This window comes from Collinsella aerofaciens (genome assembly GCF_028206995.1).
Classification (GTDB): domain Bacteria; phylum Actinomycetota; class Coriobacteriia; order Coriobacteriales; family Coriobacteriaceae; genus Collinsella; species Collinsella aerofaciens_AQ.
Genome location: NZ_JAQLFL010000006.1, coordinates 40,093 through 55,103 on the forward strand (window position 1 = coordinate 40,093; position 15,011 = coordinate 55,103).

Consider the following 15,011-nt stretch of genomic DNA (forward strand, 5'->3'; position numbering starts at 1 on the left):
CTTAGAGGTCCTCGCGCCAGAAGGGCATGCTCATGCAGCGCGGGCCGCCGCGGCCGCGGGAGAGCTCGGCGGAGGGCACGACGAGAAGGTCCAGGCCCTCCTTGTACAGCACGTCGTTGGTGACGGTGTTGCGGGCGTAGACGCAGATCTTGCCGGGCTCGACGCACAGGGTGTTGGAGCCGTCGTTCCACTGCTCGCGGGAGGCCGCGATCGGGTCGCCGCCGCCGCAGGGGATCAGCTTGACCTGGTCGACGCCGGTGGCGTCCTCCAGGACGTGCTCGAGGGTGTCCTCGATCAGGCGGATGTTCACGTCGCCCGGGTTCTTGCCGGCGGTCAGCTCGTAGACGCGCAGGGTGCCCATGATGGCGGGGTGGATCGTGAACTTATCGACGTCGATCTGGGTGAAGACCGTGTCGAGGTGCATGAAGGCGCGCGAGACCGGGATGTCGAAGGCCAGGATGCGCTCGACCTTGGAGTCGGAGTTCCAGAAGATGTTCTGGGCCATGACGTCGATCGCGGCGGCCTGGGTGCGCTGGGAGATGCCGACGGCGAGGGTCTTCTCGTTGATGTTCAGCACGTCGCCGCCCTCGGTGTGGAACTGGCAGTCGCGGCGGAAGTACAGCGAGACGTCCTTGTAGTCGGGGTGGTACTTGAAGATGTACTTGCCGTACAGGGTCTCGCGGTTGCGGGTGACCGAGTACATGCGGTTGAGGTTGACGCCCTCGCCGACGACCGCGAACGGGTCGCGGGTGAAGTAGAGGTTGGGCATCGGGTCGATGATCAGGTCGGACTCGGACTCGGAGTTGACCAGGGAGTCGAGGGTCGTGGACGCCGTGAGGGGCATGTCGATCTCGGACTTGGTCATGCCGGCCATGGTCTTCTTGACGAACTCGAGGTTGTCCTCGATGGAGTCCAGCTTCTCGCGGACGATCTGCGGCATGTGCTGGCCGCGGATGCCGGCCTCGGCGATGTACTGGTCGGTGAACTCGGCGCGGGCGCCGGGGACCTGGTCGAACACCTCGGCGACGAGGTTCTCGAGATAGAGGACCTCCACGCCCTGGTCCCTCAGGATCTGGGCGAAGGTGTCGTGCTCCTGCTGCGCGACCTCCAGGAACGGGACGTCGTCGAACAGGAGTCGCTCGAGCTCGTCGGGCGGCAGGTTGAGGAGCTCGTCGCCGGGACGGTGCAGGCAGACCTTCCTGAGCTTGCCGATCTCGGAAGGCACGTGCAGACCTTTCGTCATGGCCTCCTACCTTTCTTTCGGGCCCTTGTCAGGGCCGATTCGTTAGCGCCCCTCCGTGTGAGGCGTTATTGCTGACGACATATTTATATCCAAAATCAGCTCATACTTCCACCTTGCCCCCGAACGGTTTTTTATAGGGGGTGAACGGCATACACATATACTTCACGCATGGCACACTTCATCTTAATAAAGCGTATTTACGTGCTTAAACGCGTTTTAATCCTAAAATCAAATGGAACTAAACTATGTTAAACCATCCTCAAATTGCATATTTCCAATAAAGCTATGAATAGAATTAGCGGTTCACACCGCGTCTCAACCATTTTCATTTTTATTCAGAAAAAAGTTTGTCCTATTCATTTCTGGTAAATAAATTACCGTTTACCAGACGCTTGATACCGTTCACCGGAAACTCAGTATAAAGCCCAGCGGATACCGGCTCGCTTTACGGCCCCATTTGTAACAACTTGACTTCTCGGTATAGAAAAACGGACCCGCTTCCCCTAGGGAAACGGGTCCGTTTTCGATAATCTTCGGCTAATTTGGATAAGGCCCCCGAAGACCATCGGAATCCTAGCGATCAAACTCCGCCAGTGCCTCGCCCAAAAGCCTCAGGCCCTCGCGCAGAACGTCCTCGCTCGCGCAGTAGCCCAGGCGTGCGCCGCAGGGAAGCTCAAAACGGCTACCGGGGACCAGCAGCACTCCCCTCTCGGACAGCAGGCGCCTGCAGAACTCCTCGTCATCCTCGGGAATATCCAGCTGGATAAACGAGGTGGACACGCCCTGCGGGGCCGTCCAGGAAACGCGATACTGCGTATCGATCCAAGCCTGCGCGATATCGCGGTTGCCAAACACGATCTTGCGATTGCGCTCGAGAATCTTATCCTTGTGCTCAAGCACATAGGTCGCCAGGGCATCGTTGAACACGCCGCCGCAGATCATGGTGTAATCGCGATAGGTACGGATGCGGTTGGACACCTCTTCGTCGGCCAGGACCCAGCCCACGCGGGCCGCAGGCGTCGAATAGGTCTTCGACAACGAGTTGGTGACAATGGCCCTCTCGTACACGTCGACCATCGACATAAAGGACTCAGTGCTTTCGAGCGGCAGATACACCTCGTCGCACAGCACGTAGGCGCCCACCGAACGGGCGATCTCGGCAATCTGGCCGAGCATATCGGCATCGAGCACCGTACCGATGGGGTTCGATGCGTTGTTTATGCAGATAAGCTTGGTGTTGGGGCGCACCAAGCGCTTGAGTTCCTCGATATCGGGCTTCCAGCCGAGTTCCTCGCGAAGCTCCCAATACTCGACCTCGGCGCCCAGCGTGCGCGGAATCTCGTAGAGCGGCGCGTAGGTGGGCCACTCGGCGATAACATGGTCGCTGGGCTCGACCACAGCCATGATGGCGTTGAGGTTAGCGCCCGTGCAGCCATTGGTCTGCAGAATGTGATCGGGATTGACCTCCCGACGATACAGCTTGGCAACCTCGGCCTTAAACTCCGGCGAGCCCTCGATCCAGCCGTAGTTCATCTTCTCGCGGTCCAGGCGCTCGTAGAACGTGGCGCCGTCCTGTTCATCGAGCGCGCGCAGCTCGCCCATGGTGAGCGACGAGATCGTCGACTGGGCGATGTCCCACGTGGCGCTCTTCTCCCAAACGTTGAGCCATTCCTCAACGCCAATCGTCTTGATGTCCATGGCCAAGCTCCTTACAAAAGCAGTCGTCCAATCGTGTTGACGTTCCTCATACAAGATTGGGGCGGTGCGAAAACCCGCACCGCCCCAATGGGAGACATCTAATGGCAGCTAGATGTATGTATTATGACCCGTACGAGTCCTTGAAGACCTTAGAGGTCCTCGCGCCAGAAGGGCATGCTCATGCAGCGCGGGCCGCCGCGGCCGCGGGAGAGCTCGGCGGAGGGCACGACGAGAAGGTCCAGGCCCTCCTTGTACAGCACGTCGTTGGTGACGGTGTTGCGGGCGTAGACGCAGATCTTGCCGGGCTCGACGCACAGGGTGTTGGAGCCGTCGTTCCACTGCTCGCGGGAGGCCGCGATCGGGTCGCCGCCGCCGCAGGGGATCAGCTTGACCTGGTCGACGCCGGTGGCGTCCTCCAGGACGTGCTCGAGGGTGTCCTCGATCAGGCGGATGTTCACGTCGCCCGGGTTCTTGCCGGCGGTCAGCTCGTAGACGCGCAGGGTGCCCATGATGGCGGGGTGGATCGTGAACTTATCGACGTCGATCTGGGTGAAGACCGTGTCGAGGTGCATGAAGGCGCGCGAGACCGGGATGTCGAAGGCCAGGATGCGCTCGACCTTGGAGTCGGAGTTCCAGAAGATGTTCTGGGCCATGACGTCGATCGCGGCGGCCTGGGTGCGCTGGGAGATGCCGACGGCGAGGGTCTTCTCGTTGATGTTCAGCACGTCGCCGCCCTCGGTGTGGAACTGGCAGTCGCGGCGGAAGTACAGCGAGACGTCCTTGTAGTCGGGGTGGTACTTGAAGATGTACTTGCCGTACAGGGTCTCGCGGTTGCGGGTGACCGAGTACATGCGGTTGAGGTTGACGCCCTCGCCGACGACCGCGAACGGGTCGCGGGTGAAGTAGAGGTTGGGCATCGGGTCGATGATCAGGTCGGACTCGGACTCGGAGTTGACCAGGGAGTCGAGGGTCGTGGACGCCGTGAGGGGCATGTCGATCTCGGACTTGGTCATGCCGGCCATGGTCTTCTTGACGAACTCGAGGTTGTCCTCGATGGAGTCCAGCTTCTCGCGGACGATCTGCGGCATGTGCTGGCCGCGGATGCCGGCCTCGGCGATGTACTGGTCGGTGAACTCGGCGCGGGCGCCGGGGACCTGGTCGAACACCTCGGCGACGAGGTTCTCGAGATAGAGGACCTCCACGCCCTGGTCCCTCAGGATCTGGGCGAAGGTGTCGTGCTCCTGCTGCGCGACCTCCAGGAACGGGACGTCGTCGAACAGGAGTCGCTCGAGCTCGTCGGGCGGCAGGTTGAGGAGCTCGTCGCCGGGACGGTGCAGGCAGACCTTCCTGAGCTTGCCGATCTCGGAAGGCACGTGCAGACCTTTCGTCATGGCCTCCTACCTTTCTTTCGGGCCTTTCGGCCGAATCTCTCAGCGCCCTTCCATAGCGGACGCTGCTTGCTGACAGCTCTAGTTATATCCAAATTCCACCCGCAATTCCACCTCGCCCCCGAACGGTCAACAAAGTGCGATGAACGGTATATCGCATGTGATTCCCCCATGATGTACTTCGGCGTTCTAAAGTAACTTTTATAAGGTAAACGCTCTTTTTTCCTAAAAACCATTTGCAATTGCATCTCTAAACTTTTGATTCAGAATTGCATAGCTAAATCGGTTTTATGTATATAAATGATGTTTGTTTACGTTTCCGCCTGCATTCAATGATATTCAGCTATCTATCATTCTTATTCACACTTACGTACCAGTTGAGTGAGGATATAGACCACTTGCAGACGAGCAGGGCGTCAGTCCTATGACTTGTCAGCGTAAGAAGTAGGTAAAGATACCGTTCACGCGATACGTCCGTGCCAGCGGTCGACTAAATTGAGACAATAGAGAAAAGTGTTAGGCTACCGTCCTCTGTGGGGACTGAACGGACAGATGCATATGCCGAGCAAAATCGAAAAGAAGCAAGCCGCCGCAAAGCTGCGCAAACCGCCGCGCGACTTCTCGTACACGCAAAACCGAGAGCTTAGCTGGCTGCGCTTTGACAACCGCGTGCTTGACGAAGCCTTCGATGAGACCGTTCCGCTGTTCGAGCGTCTAAAGTTCGTATCGATTTTCGAGTCTAACCTCGACGAGTTTCTCATGGTGCGCGTGGGCGGCCTGTCCGATCTGGCGGAGCTCAAAAAACAACCTGTCGACAACAAGAGCAATATGACCGCCTCCGAACAGGTCGATGCTGTCATGGCCGAAATGCCCGGGCTCCTTACCCGTTGGGAGTCCATCTTTAAGAGCATCGAGGGCAAGCTCGACACCTTGGGCGTTCACCGCGCCCGCATCAATTCGCTTACGCCCGAGGAGCGCACCTTTGTAACCCGCTACTTCCAGGCCTACGTGTCGCCGGTCATCTCGCCGCTGGTCATCGATCCTCGCCACCCCTTCCCCAACCTACGCAATGGCGCGCTCTATCTGGCCTGTGGTCTGGACGGCGCCACCGACGAGGAGAGCCTGCTGGGCCTTATCGAGATTCCCGCCTCGATGAACCGCGTGGTCGAGATCCCCTCGCCCACCGGCACCTACTCCTACATCTTGCTCGAGGACGTCATCCTCGCCTGCCTGGACAGCTGCTTTGGCTCCTATAAACCGCTGGATCGTGCGCTGATCCGCGTCACCCGCAACGCCGACATCGATCCGGACGGGGAGGGCGTCGAAGAGGAAGAGGACTACCGCCAGCACATGAAGCGCATTCTCAAGAAGCGCCTGCGCCTGCAGCCGGTAGTGCTCGCGGTCTCGGGGTCGCTCGAGAAGGCGACGCTCAAGACTATCCGCAAGGCGCTCGAGCTTTCGCGCCGCTCTGTCTTTACCTGCGATATCCCGCTCGACCTGGGCTACGTCTTTGGCATTGAGGGCAAGATTCCCGAGCACCTGCGCAACGAGCTGCTCTTTACGCCGTTTAGGCCGCAGCCCAATCCCACCATCGACATGACCCGCTCCATCCGCGAGCAGGTGCTGCAGCACGACAAGCTGCTCTTTTATCCCTACGAGGCCATGAACCCCTTCCTGGATCTGGTGCACGAGGCCGCCTACGACCCCGAGTGCATCTCGCTGCGCATCACGCTCTACCGCGTGGCCAAGCAGAGCCGCCTGTGCGAGTCGCTGATCGATGCTGCCGAGAACGGCAAAGAGGTCACGGTGCTCATGGAACTTCGTGCCCGCTTTGACGAGCAGAACAACATCGAGTGGGCCGAGCGTCTGGAAGAGGCAGGCTGCACCGTCATCTATGGTTCCGAGGGCTTTAAATGCCACTCAAAGATCTGCCAGCTCACCTATCGCGAGGGCATGGCGCTAACGCGCCTCACGCTTTTGGGCACCGGCAACTTTAACGAGAAGACGGCCAAACTCTACAGCGACTTTATGCTCATGACAGCCCATCCCGGCATCGGCGAGGACGCCAACCTGTTCTTCCGCAATCTGTCGCTGGGCAACCTGCGCGGCGACTACCGCTTCCTGGGTGTGGCGCCCGTCGGACTGAAACCGCTCATCATGCGCGGGCTTGACCGCGAGATCCAGCGCGCCCTTGCCGGCGAGCCCGCCCGCGTGTTCTTTAAGCTCAACTCGCTGACCGACCGCGAGGTTATCGACAAGATCGCCGAGGCATCGTGTGCCGGCGTGCGCGTAGACATGATCATCCGCGGCATCTCGTGCCTCAAGCCCGGTGTTCCGGGCAAGACCGAGAACGTACATGTCCGCTCCATCGTCGGACGCTTTTTGGAGCACGCCCGTGTTTACGCTTTTGGCGTGGACTCGGACATGATTTACCTGAGCTCGGCAGACATGATGACACGTAACACCGAGCACCGCGTGGAGATCGCCTTCCCTGTGCTCGACCCCACCTGCCGCGCCCTGGTACACGAGTACATGGGCATGCAGCTGCGGGACAACGTGAAGGCCCGCAGCCTCACGAGCGACGGCACCTGGGTCCCCGTGGAGCGTGCAGAGGGTGAGAAACCCTTCAACTCGCAGGAGGCTCTGCTGGAGCGCGCCTATCGCAACGCCGAGGCCGCGCCCGAGCCCGTCATTGAGGCGGAACCTGCCCCCGAGGCCGAGCCGCAGCCAGTAGCACCCAAGGTCCAAGAGGTCCAGGCGACCGTCATTGAGCCCGAGCCTGCACCTGCACCTCAGCCCGATCCGCAGGTCACCAAGCCCGCACCCGAGACGAGCGCCCGTCGCGATAAGCCCGCCGGCAAGACCAAGGCCATCGAGCGCCATCGCCCCGGCCGCGTACGCATGGGCCTGGGTCTAATCGGCCTGGGTCTTAAGACGCTCATTACCGGCAAGACGAAATAGTCGTTTGTAGAAGCAGTTTGTAGAAGCGCCCCGCATTTGAGGAAAGCCTCGGATGCGGGGCGCTTTTCCCTGCTACCATGGTGCGAACAACAACGCGAATGACAGGCAGGAATATGAAGCTCACTATAGAATCGATGACCTACGGCGCCGACGGGCTGGCACACGCCGACAACGGCAAGGCCGTCTTTGTGCAGGGCGCCGTGGCAGGCGACACCGTCGAGGCCGAGGTCGTACAGGACGGCAAGTCGTTCATGCGTGGCCGCACCACCGAGATTCTGGAGCCAAGCCCCGATCGCATTCAGCCTCCCTGCCCCTTCGTGGGCATCTGCGGCGGCTGCTCGTGGGGCAATCTCTCACGCACGGCACAGCTCGCCGCCAAGGAGCAAAACCTGCGCTCCACGCTCGAGCGCATCGGCAAGTTCGCTCCTGAGCAGGTCGATGAGTTGGTACAGCCCATCTGCCACACCAAGGACGACTGGGGCTACCGCAATAAAATCGAGCTCGAACCGACCGTCGTCAACGGTCGCGTGCGCCTTGGCATGCACGGTGTCGATCCTCGCAAGATCGTGACCGTCGATTCGTGCCCGTTGTTCGACAAACGCTTCCCCAAGGCACTCAAATCGGTCGTCGGCGCGCTCAATTATCTGAGCGGCAGCCACGACCTGGGCCTTGAGCGCGTGGGCATTCGCGCCTCGCGTCGCACCAAGGCACTCGAGGTGGCGCTCTGGACGCCTACGGGCTCTTTCCCGCGCTCGCAAGTCTCGCGCGTGTTGGCAGACGCCGCGCACCCCACAAGTGTCGTGCGCGTGATGAGCAAGGGCGAAAAGAAGGCCCGCCGTGTCTCCAAGGTCGAAATGCTCGCCGGAGAGGGCTCATGGACCGAGAATATCGCCGAGGGTCAGATGCGCTTGTCTGCCCCGTCTTTTTTCCAGGTCAACACCAAGGGTGCCGAGATTTTGATCGAGCTTGTCATGGAAGCGCTCGACCCGCAGGAAGACGAGCTTGCCGTGGACCTGTACTGCGGTGCCGGCACCTTTACCCTGCCGCTCGCCCGCCGCTGCGACTTTGTCGCCGCCGTCGAGGCCTACGGCCCCGCCGTGCGCGACCTGCGCCGTAACCTGGAGATCAACAAGCTTGATAACGTCGACGTCATTGGCGGAGACGCGGTACGCGAGTTCCCCGACCAGGATGCCGACGTCTTGGTGGTCGACCCGCCGCGCGCAGGCCTCGCCCCCGAGGCGATCGACCTTATCGCCAGCACGAGTGCCCGCGACGTCGCCTACGTGAGCTGCGACCCGGCCACCCTGGCGCGAGATCTCAAACGCTTTGTCGAGGAAGGCACCTTCTCCCCCGTAAAAATCACGCCAGTCGACCTGTTCCCACAAACCTTCCACTGCGAAACCGTCGTCCACCTCAAGCGCAACTAGACTGTTTGCCCAAGACCACGCCCGATGATTTTTCTGGGACGGGGATTAAATAATCAATTTGCACCGAATGATTATTTAATCCCCGTCCCTTTTTAAACATTGGGAAATCGAGCGTGGCAAGCGGAGGTCTTCGGGGTATAAGACGGCTAATTGTATGCCGTCTATGAAAGGAACCCTCATGCCCAGCGTTGCCGTTCTCGCCGCCGATGGCTTTGAAACTATTGAATGCTTGACCATGGTCGATGTCATGCGTCGCGGCGGCGTGCGCGCCACGCTCGTCTCGATCATGCCCACGCGTGAGGTCGTAAGCTCGCTGCAGATCCCCGTGACCTGCGATGCGCTCTTTGATGAGATCGACTTTGACGAGTACGACTGCGTCGTGCTGCCCGGCGGCCTGCCCGGTGCCACCAACCTGCGCGCCGATCAGCGCGTCTGCGACGTGGTCTGCGAGTTCGCCGCGACCAAGTACGTCGCCGCCATCTGCGCCGCCCCGTTTATCCTGGGCGAGCTCGACCTGCTCGAGGGACGCCATGCCACGTGCTTCCCTGGCTTTGAGAAAAGCTTCCCCGAAGGCGCCTATACCGGCGAGAAGGTTACGCAAGACGGCAACATCATCACCGCCAGCGGCATGGCCCAGTCGCTCCCCTTTGCGCTTGAGCTGCTGCGCACGCTCGCCGGCGACAAGGCCGTCGAGAAGGTCGCCGAGGGCATCCAACTATGATTTTGGCTTCGCAATCGCCGCGCCGCATCGAGTTGATGCGCGAGGCAGGCTACAACATTCGCGTGATTCCCGCGGATATCGACGAAACGCCCTTTGATGGCGAGGCCCCGCTCACGCTTGTCGAGCGCTTGGCACGCGCCAAGGCGGCTGCCGTTGCTGCCGAGTATGCCGAACCCAATGAGCTGACGGTCGCGGCCGACACCATCGTCACCTTTGACGGCAAGATTCTGGGCAAGCCAGCAACCGAGGACGAGGCGCGCACCATGCTCCGTGAGCTTTCGGGCCGCACGCACCAGGTCGCAACCGGCGTCTGCATCGTTAAGGCAGGCGATACGGCCGCCCCGCATGCCGCCGAGAGCCTGTCCTTTGTCGATGTGACCAACGTGACGTTCTACGAGCTCACCGACGAGCAGATCGAGTACTACGTTGCCTCGGGTGAGCCCATGGATAAGGCAGGCGCCTACGGCATCCAGGGCACAGGCGGCCGCATGCTCGTGAACGATATTTCGGGCGACTTCTATAACGTGGTGGGCCTACCCATCGCCCGCGTCGCACGTGCCATTCAAAAACTCTCGTAATTGCATCTGGCGCCGGGTGTCCCCCAGCGCCTACAATTTTGCCGTACCGTACGGATCCCGACCGGGCACAAGGCGCGGCGGAAAACCGATAGGAGTTAAACATGGATACACTGCTCGAGGCCATTGACGTCTGCGATGTCGATGGCTTTTGCTATGGCAACTATACGGACGAGGAGGCCGGCACCGGTTGCACCGTAATCGTGGCACCCGAGGGCGCCACCGGCGGTGTTGACGTTCGCGGCGGTGCTCCCGCTTCGCGCGAAACCGACCTGCTGCGACCTGAGAACACCGTCGACAAGGTCCACGCCGTCTGCCTTTCGGGCGGATCGGCCTTTGGCCTCGAGGCTGCAAGCGGCGTCGCTCGCGAGCTTGAGAGCCGCGGCATCGGCCTTCCCGTCGGCCCCACGCAGGTGCCTATCGTGTGCTCGAGCTGTATCTTCGACCTCGCCTTTGGTAACCCCACCGTTCGCCCCGACATTGAGGCCGGCATCGCCGCCGTGCGCGAAGCACTCGACAACACCCCCACCAAGCTCGAACAGGGCAACGTAGGCGCCGGCACGGGCGCTACCGTGGGTAAGCTCATGGGCCCCGCTACCTGCATGAAGGCCGGCCTTGGCGCTGCCGCCGTGGCGCTCGGCCCCATCAAGGTGGGCGCCGTGGTCTCGGTCAACGCCTGCGGCAACGTTGTCGACCCCTTCACCGGCGAGTGGGTCGCCGGTATGCGCGCCGCAGCCGATAGCGACCAGATCGTCGACATGGAACTCGCAGCCTTTGCCGCCGCCGGATCCATGCAGATGCCGCTCGACCGCACCAACACCACCATCAGCTGCATCGTCACCAACGTGGAACTCACTAAGGCACAAGCCACCAAGGTCTCCCAGATGGCCGCAGACGCCTACGCACACGCCATCCGTCCCACGCACACCACCAACGACGGCGACACTATCTACACCCTCGCCAGCGGCAAACTGGGCGCCCAGGCAAGCGCCACCGTTCCCCTAGACCTGCTGGGCATGCTCGCAGTAAGGGCCCTGGAAACTGCCATCGTAAACGGAGCCAAAACCGCCAAAACCTCCCACGGCATCCCCGGTGCCGCAAAGTAAACTAGCTCGTCCGGTTGCCCGGTGGGCCTTGGTTATGTTTGCTGCTCTACAGTCCTGGCTCGCACGAAGAGCACATTAAGTGCTCTTCGGCTCGTGCGGAACTCGCGACAAACATAACCAAGCCCCACCGGGCAACCTACCAACCAGATTCTTTTCAGCCCAGGCCCCTGTGTACCGCGCGTCGAAGATCTTCAAATTCACCTATCTGACAATCGATTTATAGCAGAGGCCCCTTGGCCTTTAGTTTGATACAAGTTCCGCACGAACCGGAAAGCACTTAATGTGCTTTCCGTGCAAGCAGGACTGTTCGCAGTAGCAAACTAAAGGCCAAGGGGCCCAGTCAACCTATCAGCAGCGATTACTCAGCAGCTAGTTGAATTTGAAGATCTTTGAGGCAAGACGGTATAGGCCGAGTGTGGTTTTGTCTCCGGCCCGTCCGCGCAGATTGGTGAAGAACCCGACCACGCCGTAGCGGGCACGACGATACATGCGCTCGTCGTAGGCCTTCAAATCATTCCACAGCGTCTTTAGGCGCTCGTCGGCGCAATCTTCCTCAGAAAGCTTGGTGAGAACCGAGCAGATCGCCATCATCATGGTGAAGTAGCCCATCATGTACGAACGCAGGCGCGACGACTCGACATCGCTGTACAGGTGGTACGACTCCATCATGATACGCGTAACACGGAACTGCTGGTCCAGACGCTTGACCATCGTGGCCTCGTTGACACTCTGGCCCTCGCGACCGATAAAGTAGCGATAGAGGTCGATGTCGGCGTAGTACATGGTCTTGCAACGCGGCAACGGCACATAGGCGTAGATGTTGTCCACATAGAACGTGTGCGGCGGCATGGGAAGGTTGGACTCGCGCAGCACATCCGTGCGATAGCACAGGCTGTGCATGAGTAGGTTCTGGTCCAGGCGGAAATGACCGATCTGATCCCAGGAAAAGATCTTTTTGCGCGGCAGGGCAAATTTGTAGCCAATAGCGGTATGCGTGCCCTCGTAAACCTTCTCGTACACGTAGTTCGAGATAAACAGGTCAACGCGCTGATCGCGCTCTTCAAAGCCACGCAGAATCGACAGCATAGTCGAAAGAGCCGCAGCGTCGAGCCAGTCGTCCGAGTCGACGACCTTGTAGTAAGTGCCCTGTGCCTCGCGCAGACCCGAAAGGACGGCAATACCGTGGCCGCCGTTCTCCTGGTGTACCGCGCGAATGATACCGGGATAACGCGCCTCCCACTCGTCGGCCTTGGCGGCCGTCTCGTCCTTGGAGCCGTCGTCCACCACGATAATCTCGATATCGGTGGCGTAATTGCTCCCCTCCAAGATGGAGGTGATGCAATGGTCCATGTCCTTGGCGGCGTTATACGAGGGAATACCGAATGTTATGACTTTATGCATGGCAGGCGATAATCTCATCCGAAAGATCGAGGGCGGAATTGGTCACGGCGTCCATATCGTAGTAACGATACTCGGCCAGACGACCCACCGGGTGGAAGTTCGTCAGGTTCTGGACGCGCTCAAGATAGCGCTCATAGAGCTCACGGTTCTCGGGCTCAAGAATGGCGTAGTACGGCGTCTCGCCCGAGCCGGGCGTATAGGCCTTGGAGTACTCCTTCATGATGGTGGTCTTGCCGGGCAGGACCTGACCGGTCATGTTCTTGAACTCGGTAATACGCGTATAGTCCTCGCTCGTGGTGTAGTTGACGGTGCCCACGGGCTGGAACTGATCCATATCGAGCGTCTCGAACTTCATATCGAGCGTGCGGTACGGCAGCGCGCCCAGGTCGAGGTTGAACAGCTCGTCGAGTGGACCGGTGTAGACGATCTCGCCGCCATAGACCTTGCCGTCGATCTTGACGGTAGTCTCGTCGATCTCAAAGAGATCGCGGGCGTCCACGTCGCAGAACACGTCGATTAGGTCGTGGTCGAGCATGTGCTCAAAGAGCGCCGTGTAGCCCTCCTGCGGCATGCCCTGGAAGGGAGCTTGCGGGAAGTAGCGGTCATCATCACCCACAAAGACGGGAACGCGGCCGGTGATCGAGGGGTCGATCTGATCGGGCGTCTGGCCCCACTGCTTCATGGTGTAATGCAAAAAGACGTTCTCGTAGACATAATCGGCGACCTCGGCCAAGTCGGGGTCGTTCTTCTTACGAAGCTCCATAATGGGCACCTTGACATCCTTGCCAAAGGTCTCCACGAGCTTCTGATACAGCTCCTCGCCGCGCTCGTCACCAAAGGCGAGCTTGAGACTCGCATGGTTGAAGGGCACGGGCATAAGGGTACCGTTGATGTTGGCGAGCACCTTGTGCTGATAATCCGTCCACTTGGTAAAGCGCGACAGGAAATTGTGCACGCGCTCGTTAAAAGTGTGATAGATATGCGGACCGTACTCGTGGATCAGGATTCCGGCCTCGTCAGTGCAGTCATAGGCATTGCCCGCAATGTGGCTACGGCGCTCCAAAACGGCAACACGATAGCCGATGGTCTCGGCAAGACGGCGGGCACAAACGGCACCGGCATATCCGGCACCGACGACAATCATGTCGTACGCGCCGGCGTTAAAGCCTTCAGGCAGGCCTGAGGTAATCTGCATCGATACTCCTTGTCAAAAGCCACGGGCTCGTTAGCTGGGCTTTTCTCGAACATTCTTCGAGACATATTTATCAGAGCGATTATAGCGCTAATGCGTCCTATAATGAGCTTGCCACACAAGGAAAGCTCAAGCACAGCGGCGAACATAATTGAAAGGTAGACCCGCTAGCAGCGGGTTTATTCGTGAACAGCCGGGCGCCTGGAGCTTAGCGAAACGCTTGTAAGGAGTAACATGAGTGATTTCCTAAACCGTATGAAGTCTGCCGCCAAGGCCGACCTTAAGACGATCGTCCTGCCCGAGGGCGAGGATCCGCGCACTATCGTCGCGGCCACCAAAATCATCGAGGAGGGCCTGGCAAAGATCGTCATCCTGGGCAACCCCGACGAGATCAACGTTCCCGGCGCTACCGTTATCGACCCACGCAATGCCGAGAAGCACGAGGAGTACGCACAGAAGTTTGCCGAGCTCCGCGCCAAGAAGGGCGTTACCATCGAGCAGGCTCGCGCCCAGGTGATGGACGCCACCTACTTTGGCACCATGATGGTCAAGATGGGCGATGCCGACGGCCTGGTCTCCGGCGCCTGCCACTCCACCGCCGACACCCTGCGCCCCGCGCTGCAGATCCTCAAAACCGCCCCGGGCACCAAGCTGGTCTCGGCCTTCTTCGTGATGTGCACCGACACCCCGCAGTTCGGCACCGACGGCACGCTGATCTTCGCCGACTGTGGTCTCAATATCAACCCGTCCTCCGACGAACTCTCCGAGATCGCCATCGCCTCCGCTCACTCCTGGTCCACCTTCATGGGCAACGTTGAGCCGCACGTGGCCATGCTCTCCTACTCCACCATGGGTTCCGCCGGTGGCGAGGTCGCCAAGAAGGTCCAGGAGGCCGTGAAGTTCTGCAAGGAGAAGGCTCCCGAGCTCGCCATCGACGGTGACCTGCAGCTCGATGCTGCCATCGTCCCCACCGTCGCCCAGCTCAAGGCTCCCGGCTCCTCTGTCGCCGGCAAGGCCAACGTGCTCGTATTCCCCGACCTCGAGGCCGGCAACATCGGCTACAAGCTGGTCCAGCGCTTCGCCGGCGCCGACGCCTACGGCCCCATCCTGCAGGGCATCGCCAAGCCGGTTAACGACCTTTCGCGCGGCTGCTCTGCCGACGACATCGTGGGTGTCGTGGCCATCACCGCCGTCCAGGCTCAGATGGCTGAGTAGCGGACATATCCCCGCCGAAGGCAGCGCAGGTTAACCCCTGAAAACGTCCTCGACCAATGAAACGCCCCCGTTCTGCTCCTTCGG

11 protein-coding genes are annotated in these 15,011 nt (G+C 60.2%); 6 read left to right on the forward strand and 5 right to left on the reverse strand.

Going from position 1 to position 15,011, the window contains the following annotated elements:
- Window position 1: 1 nt before the first annotated feature.
- The 3 genes from arcA (PMX60_RS05725) to arcA (PMX60_RS05735) all read right to left on the reverse strand — a co-directional run bounded on the left by arcA (PMX60_RS05725) (window position 2) and on the right by arcA (PMX60_RS05735) (window position 4,332).
- Complete coding sequence (gene arcA / locus PMX60_RS05725; protein ID WP_117848985.1) at window positions 2-1,243, reverse strand: arginine deiminase; 1,242 nt, start codon at window positions 1,241-1,243, stop codon at window positions 2-4.
- 573 nt (window positions 1,244-1,816) lie between these two features.
- Window positions 1,817-2,941 carry an aminotransferase gene (locus tag PMX60_RS05730; protein ID WP_271747206.1) on the reverse strand — a complete coding sequence of 375 codons (1,125 nt, stop codon included), beginning with the start codon at window positions 2,939-2,941 and terminating at the stop codon, window positions 1,817-1,819.
- 149 nt (window positions 2,942-3,090) lie between these two features.
- Complete coding sequence (gene arcA / locus PMX60_RS05735; protein WP_117848985.1) at window positions 3,091-4,332, reverse strand: arginine deiminase; 1,242 nt, start codon at window positions 4,330-4,332, stop codon at window positions 3,091-3,093.
- 555 nt (window positions 4,333-4,887) lie between these two features.
- Between arcA (PMX60_RS05735) and ppk1 the strand changes: the two genes are divergently transcribed.
- The 5 genes from ppk1 (at window position 4,888) to PMX60_RS05760 (ending at window position 11,119) form a co-directional block, all read left to right on the forward strand.
- On the forward strand, window positions 4,888-7,290 hold the full coding sequence (gene ppk1, locus PMX60_RS05740) for a polyphosphate kinase 1 (RefSeq protein ID WP_271747208.1): 2,403 nt from the start codon (window positions 4,888-4,890) through the stop codon (window positions 7,288-7,290).
- Window positions 7,291-7,388: 98 nt separating this feature from the next.
- Window positions 7,389-8,717: a 23S rRNA (uracil(1939)-C(5))-methyltransferase RlmD gene (rlmD, locus tag PMX60_RS05745; protein ID WP_195403982.1), complete on the forward strand. Its 1,329-nt coding sequence runs from the start codon at window positions 7,389-7,391 to the stop codon at window positions 8,715-8,717.
- 178 nt (window positions 8,718-8,895) lie between these two features.
- Window positions 8,896-9,438: a DJ-1 family glyoxalase III gene (locus PMX60_RS05750; RefSeq protein ID WP_195361188.1), complete on the forward strand. Its 543-nt coding sequence runs from the start codon at window positions 8,896-8,898 to the stop codon at window positions 9,436-9,438.
- The gene (locus tag PMX60_RS05755) at window positions 9,435-10,016 is read left to right on the forward strand and encodes a Maf family protein (protein ID WP_271747209.1); all 582 of its coding nucleotides are present in this window, start codon (window positions 9,435-9,437) and stop codon (window positions 10,014-10,016) included. The genes PMX60_RS05750 and PMX60_RS05755 overlap by 4 nt, the downstream gene beginning before the upstream one ends.
- 101 nt (window positions 10,017-10,117) lie before the next feature.
- Complete coding sequence (locus PMX60_RS05760) at window positions 10,118-11,119, forward strand: P1 family peptidase (RefSeq protein WP_195361190.1); 1,002 nt, start codon at window positions 10,118-10,120, stop codon at window positions 11,117-11,119.
- 369 nt (window positions 11,120-11,488) lie between these two features.
- Here the strand turns inward: PMX60_RS05760 and PMX60_RS05765 are convergent, their stop codons facing one another.
- Both PMX60_RS05765 and glf read right to left on the reverse strand, forming a co-directional pair.
- On the reverse strand, window positions 11,489-12,520 hold the full coding sequence (locus PMX60_RS05765) for a glycosyltransferase family 2 protein (protein WP_195361191.1): 1,032 nt from the start codon (window positions 12,518-12,520) through the stop codon (window positions 11,489-11,491).
- A complete protein-coding gene (gene glf / locus PMX60_RS05770; RefSeq protein WP_195361192.1) occupies window positions 12,513-13,715 on the reverse strand; it encodes a UDP-galactopyranose mutase in 1,203 nt (400 codons plus the stop codon). The genes PMX60_RS05765 and glf overlap by 8 nt, the downstream gene beginning before the upstream one ends.
- A gap of 231 nt (window positions 13,716-13,946) precedes the next feature.
- Here glf and pta point away from each other — a divergent pair, with 231 nt between their 5' ends.
- On the forward strand, window positions 13,947-14,927 hold the full coding sequence (gene pta / locus PMX60_RS05775; protein ID WP_006234296.1) for a phosphate acetyltransferase: 981 nt from the start codon (window positions 13,947-13,949) through the stop codon (window positions 14,925-14,927).
- Window positions 14,928-15,011: the final 84 nt, after the last annotated feature.

Coding starts and splice junctions, on each gene's coding strand:
- PMX60_RS05765 (WP_195361191.1), bottom strand. CDS start 12,520: ATGCATAAAGTCATAACATTCGGTATTCCCTCGTATAACGCCGCCAAG.
- glf (WP_195361192.1), bottom strand. CDS start 13,715: ATGCAGATTACCTCAGGCCTGCCTGAAGGCTTTAACGCCGGCGCGTAC.
- PMX60_RS05760 (WP_195361190.1), top strand. CDS start 10,118: ATGGATACACTGCTCGAGGCCATTGACGTCTGCGATGTCGATGGCTTT.
- rlmD (WP_195403982.1), top strand. CDS start 7,389: ATGACAGGCAGGAATATGAAGCTCACTATAGAATCGATGACCTACGGC.
- PMX60_RS05730 (WP_271747206.1), bottom strand. CDS start 2,941: ATGGACATCAAGACGATTGGCGTTGAGGAATGGCTCAACGTTTGGGAG.
- PMX60_RS05750 (WP_195361188.1), top strand. CDS start 8,896: ATGCCCAGCGTTGCCGTTCTCGCCGCCGATGGCTTTGAAACTATTGAA.
- pta (WP_006234296.1), top strand. CDS start 13,947: ATGAGTGATTTCCTAAACCGTATGAAGTCTGCCGCCAAGGCCGACCTT.
- ppk1 (WP_271747208.1), top strand. CDS start 4,888: ATGCCGAGCAAAATCGAAAAGAAGCAAGCCGCCGCAAAGCTGCGCAAA.
- arcA (WP_117848985.1), bottom strand. CDS start 1,243: ATGACGAAAGGTCTGCACGTGCCTTCCGAGATCGGCAAGCTCAGGAAG.
- PMX60_RS05755 (WP_271747209.1), top strand. CDS start 9,435: ATGATTTTGGCTTCGCAATCGCCGCGCCGCATCGAGTTGATGCGCGAG.
- arcA (WP_117848985.1), bottom strand. CDS start 4,332: ATGACGAAAGGTCTGCACGTGCCTTCCGAGATCGGCAAGCTCAGGAAG.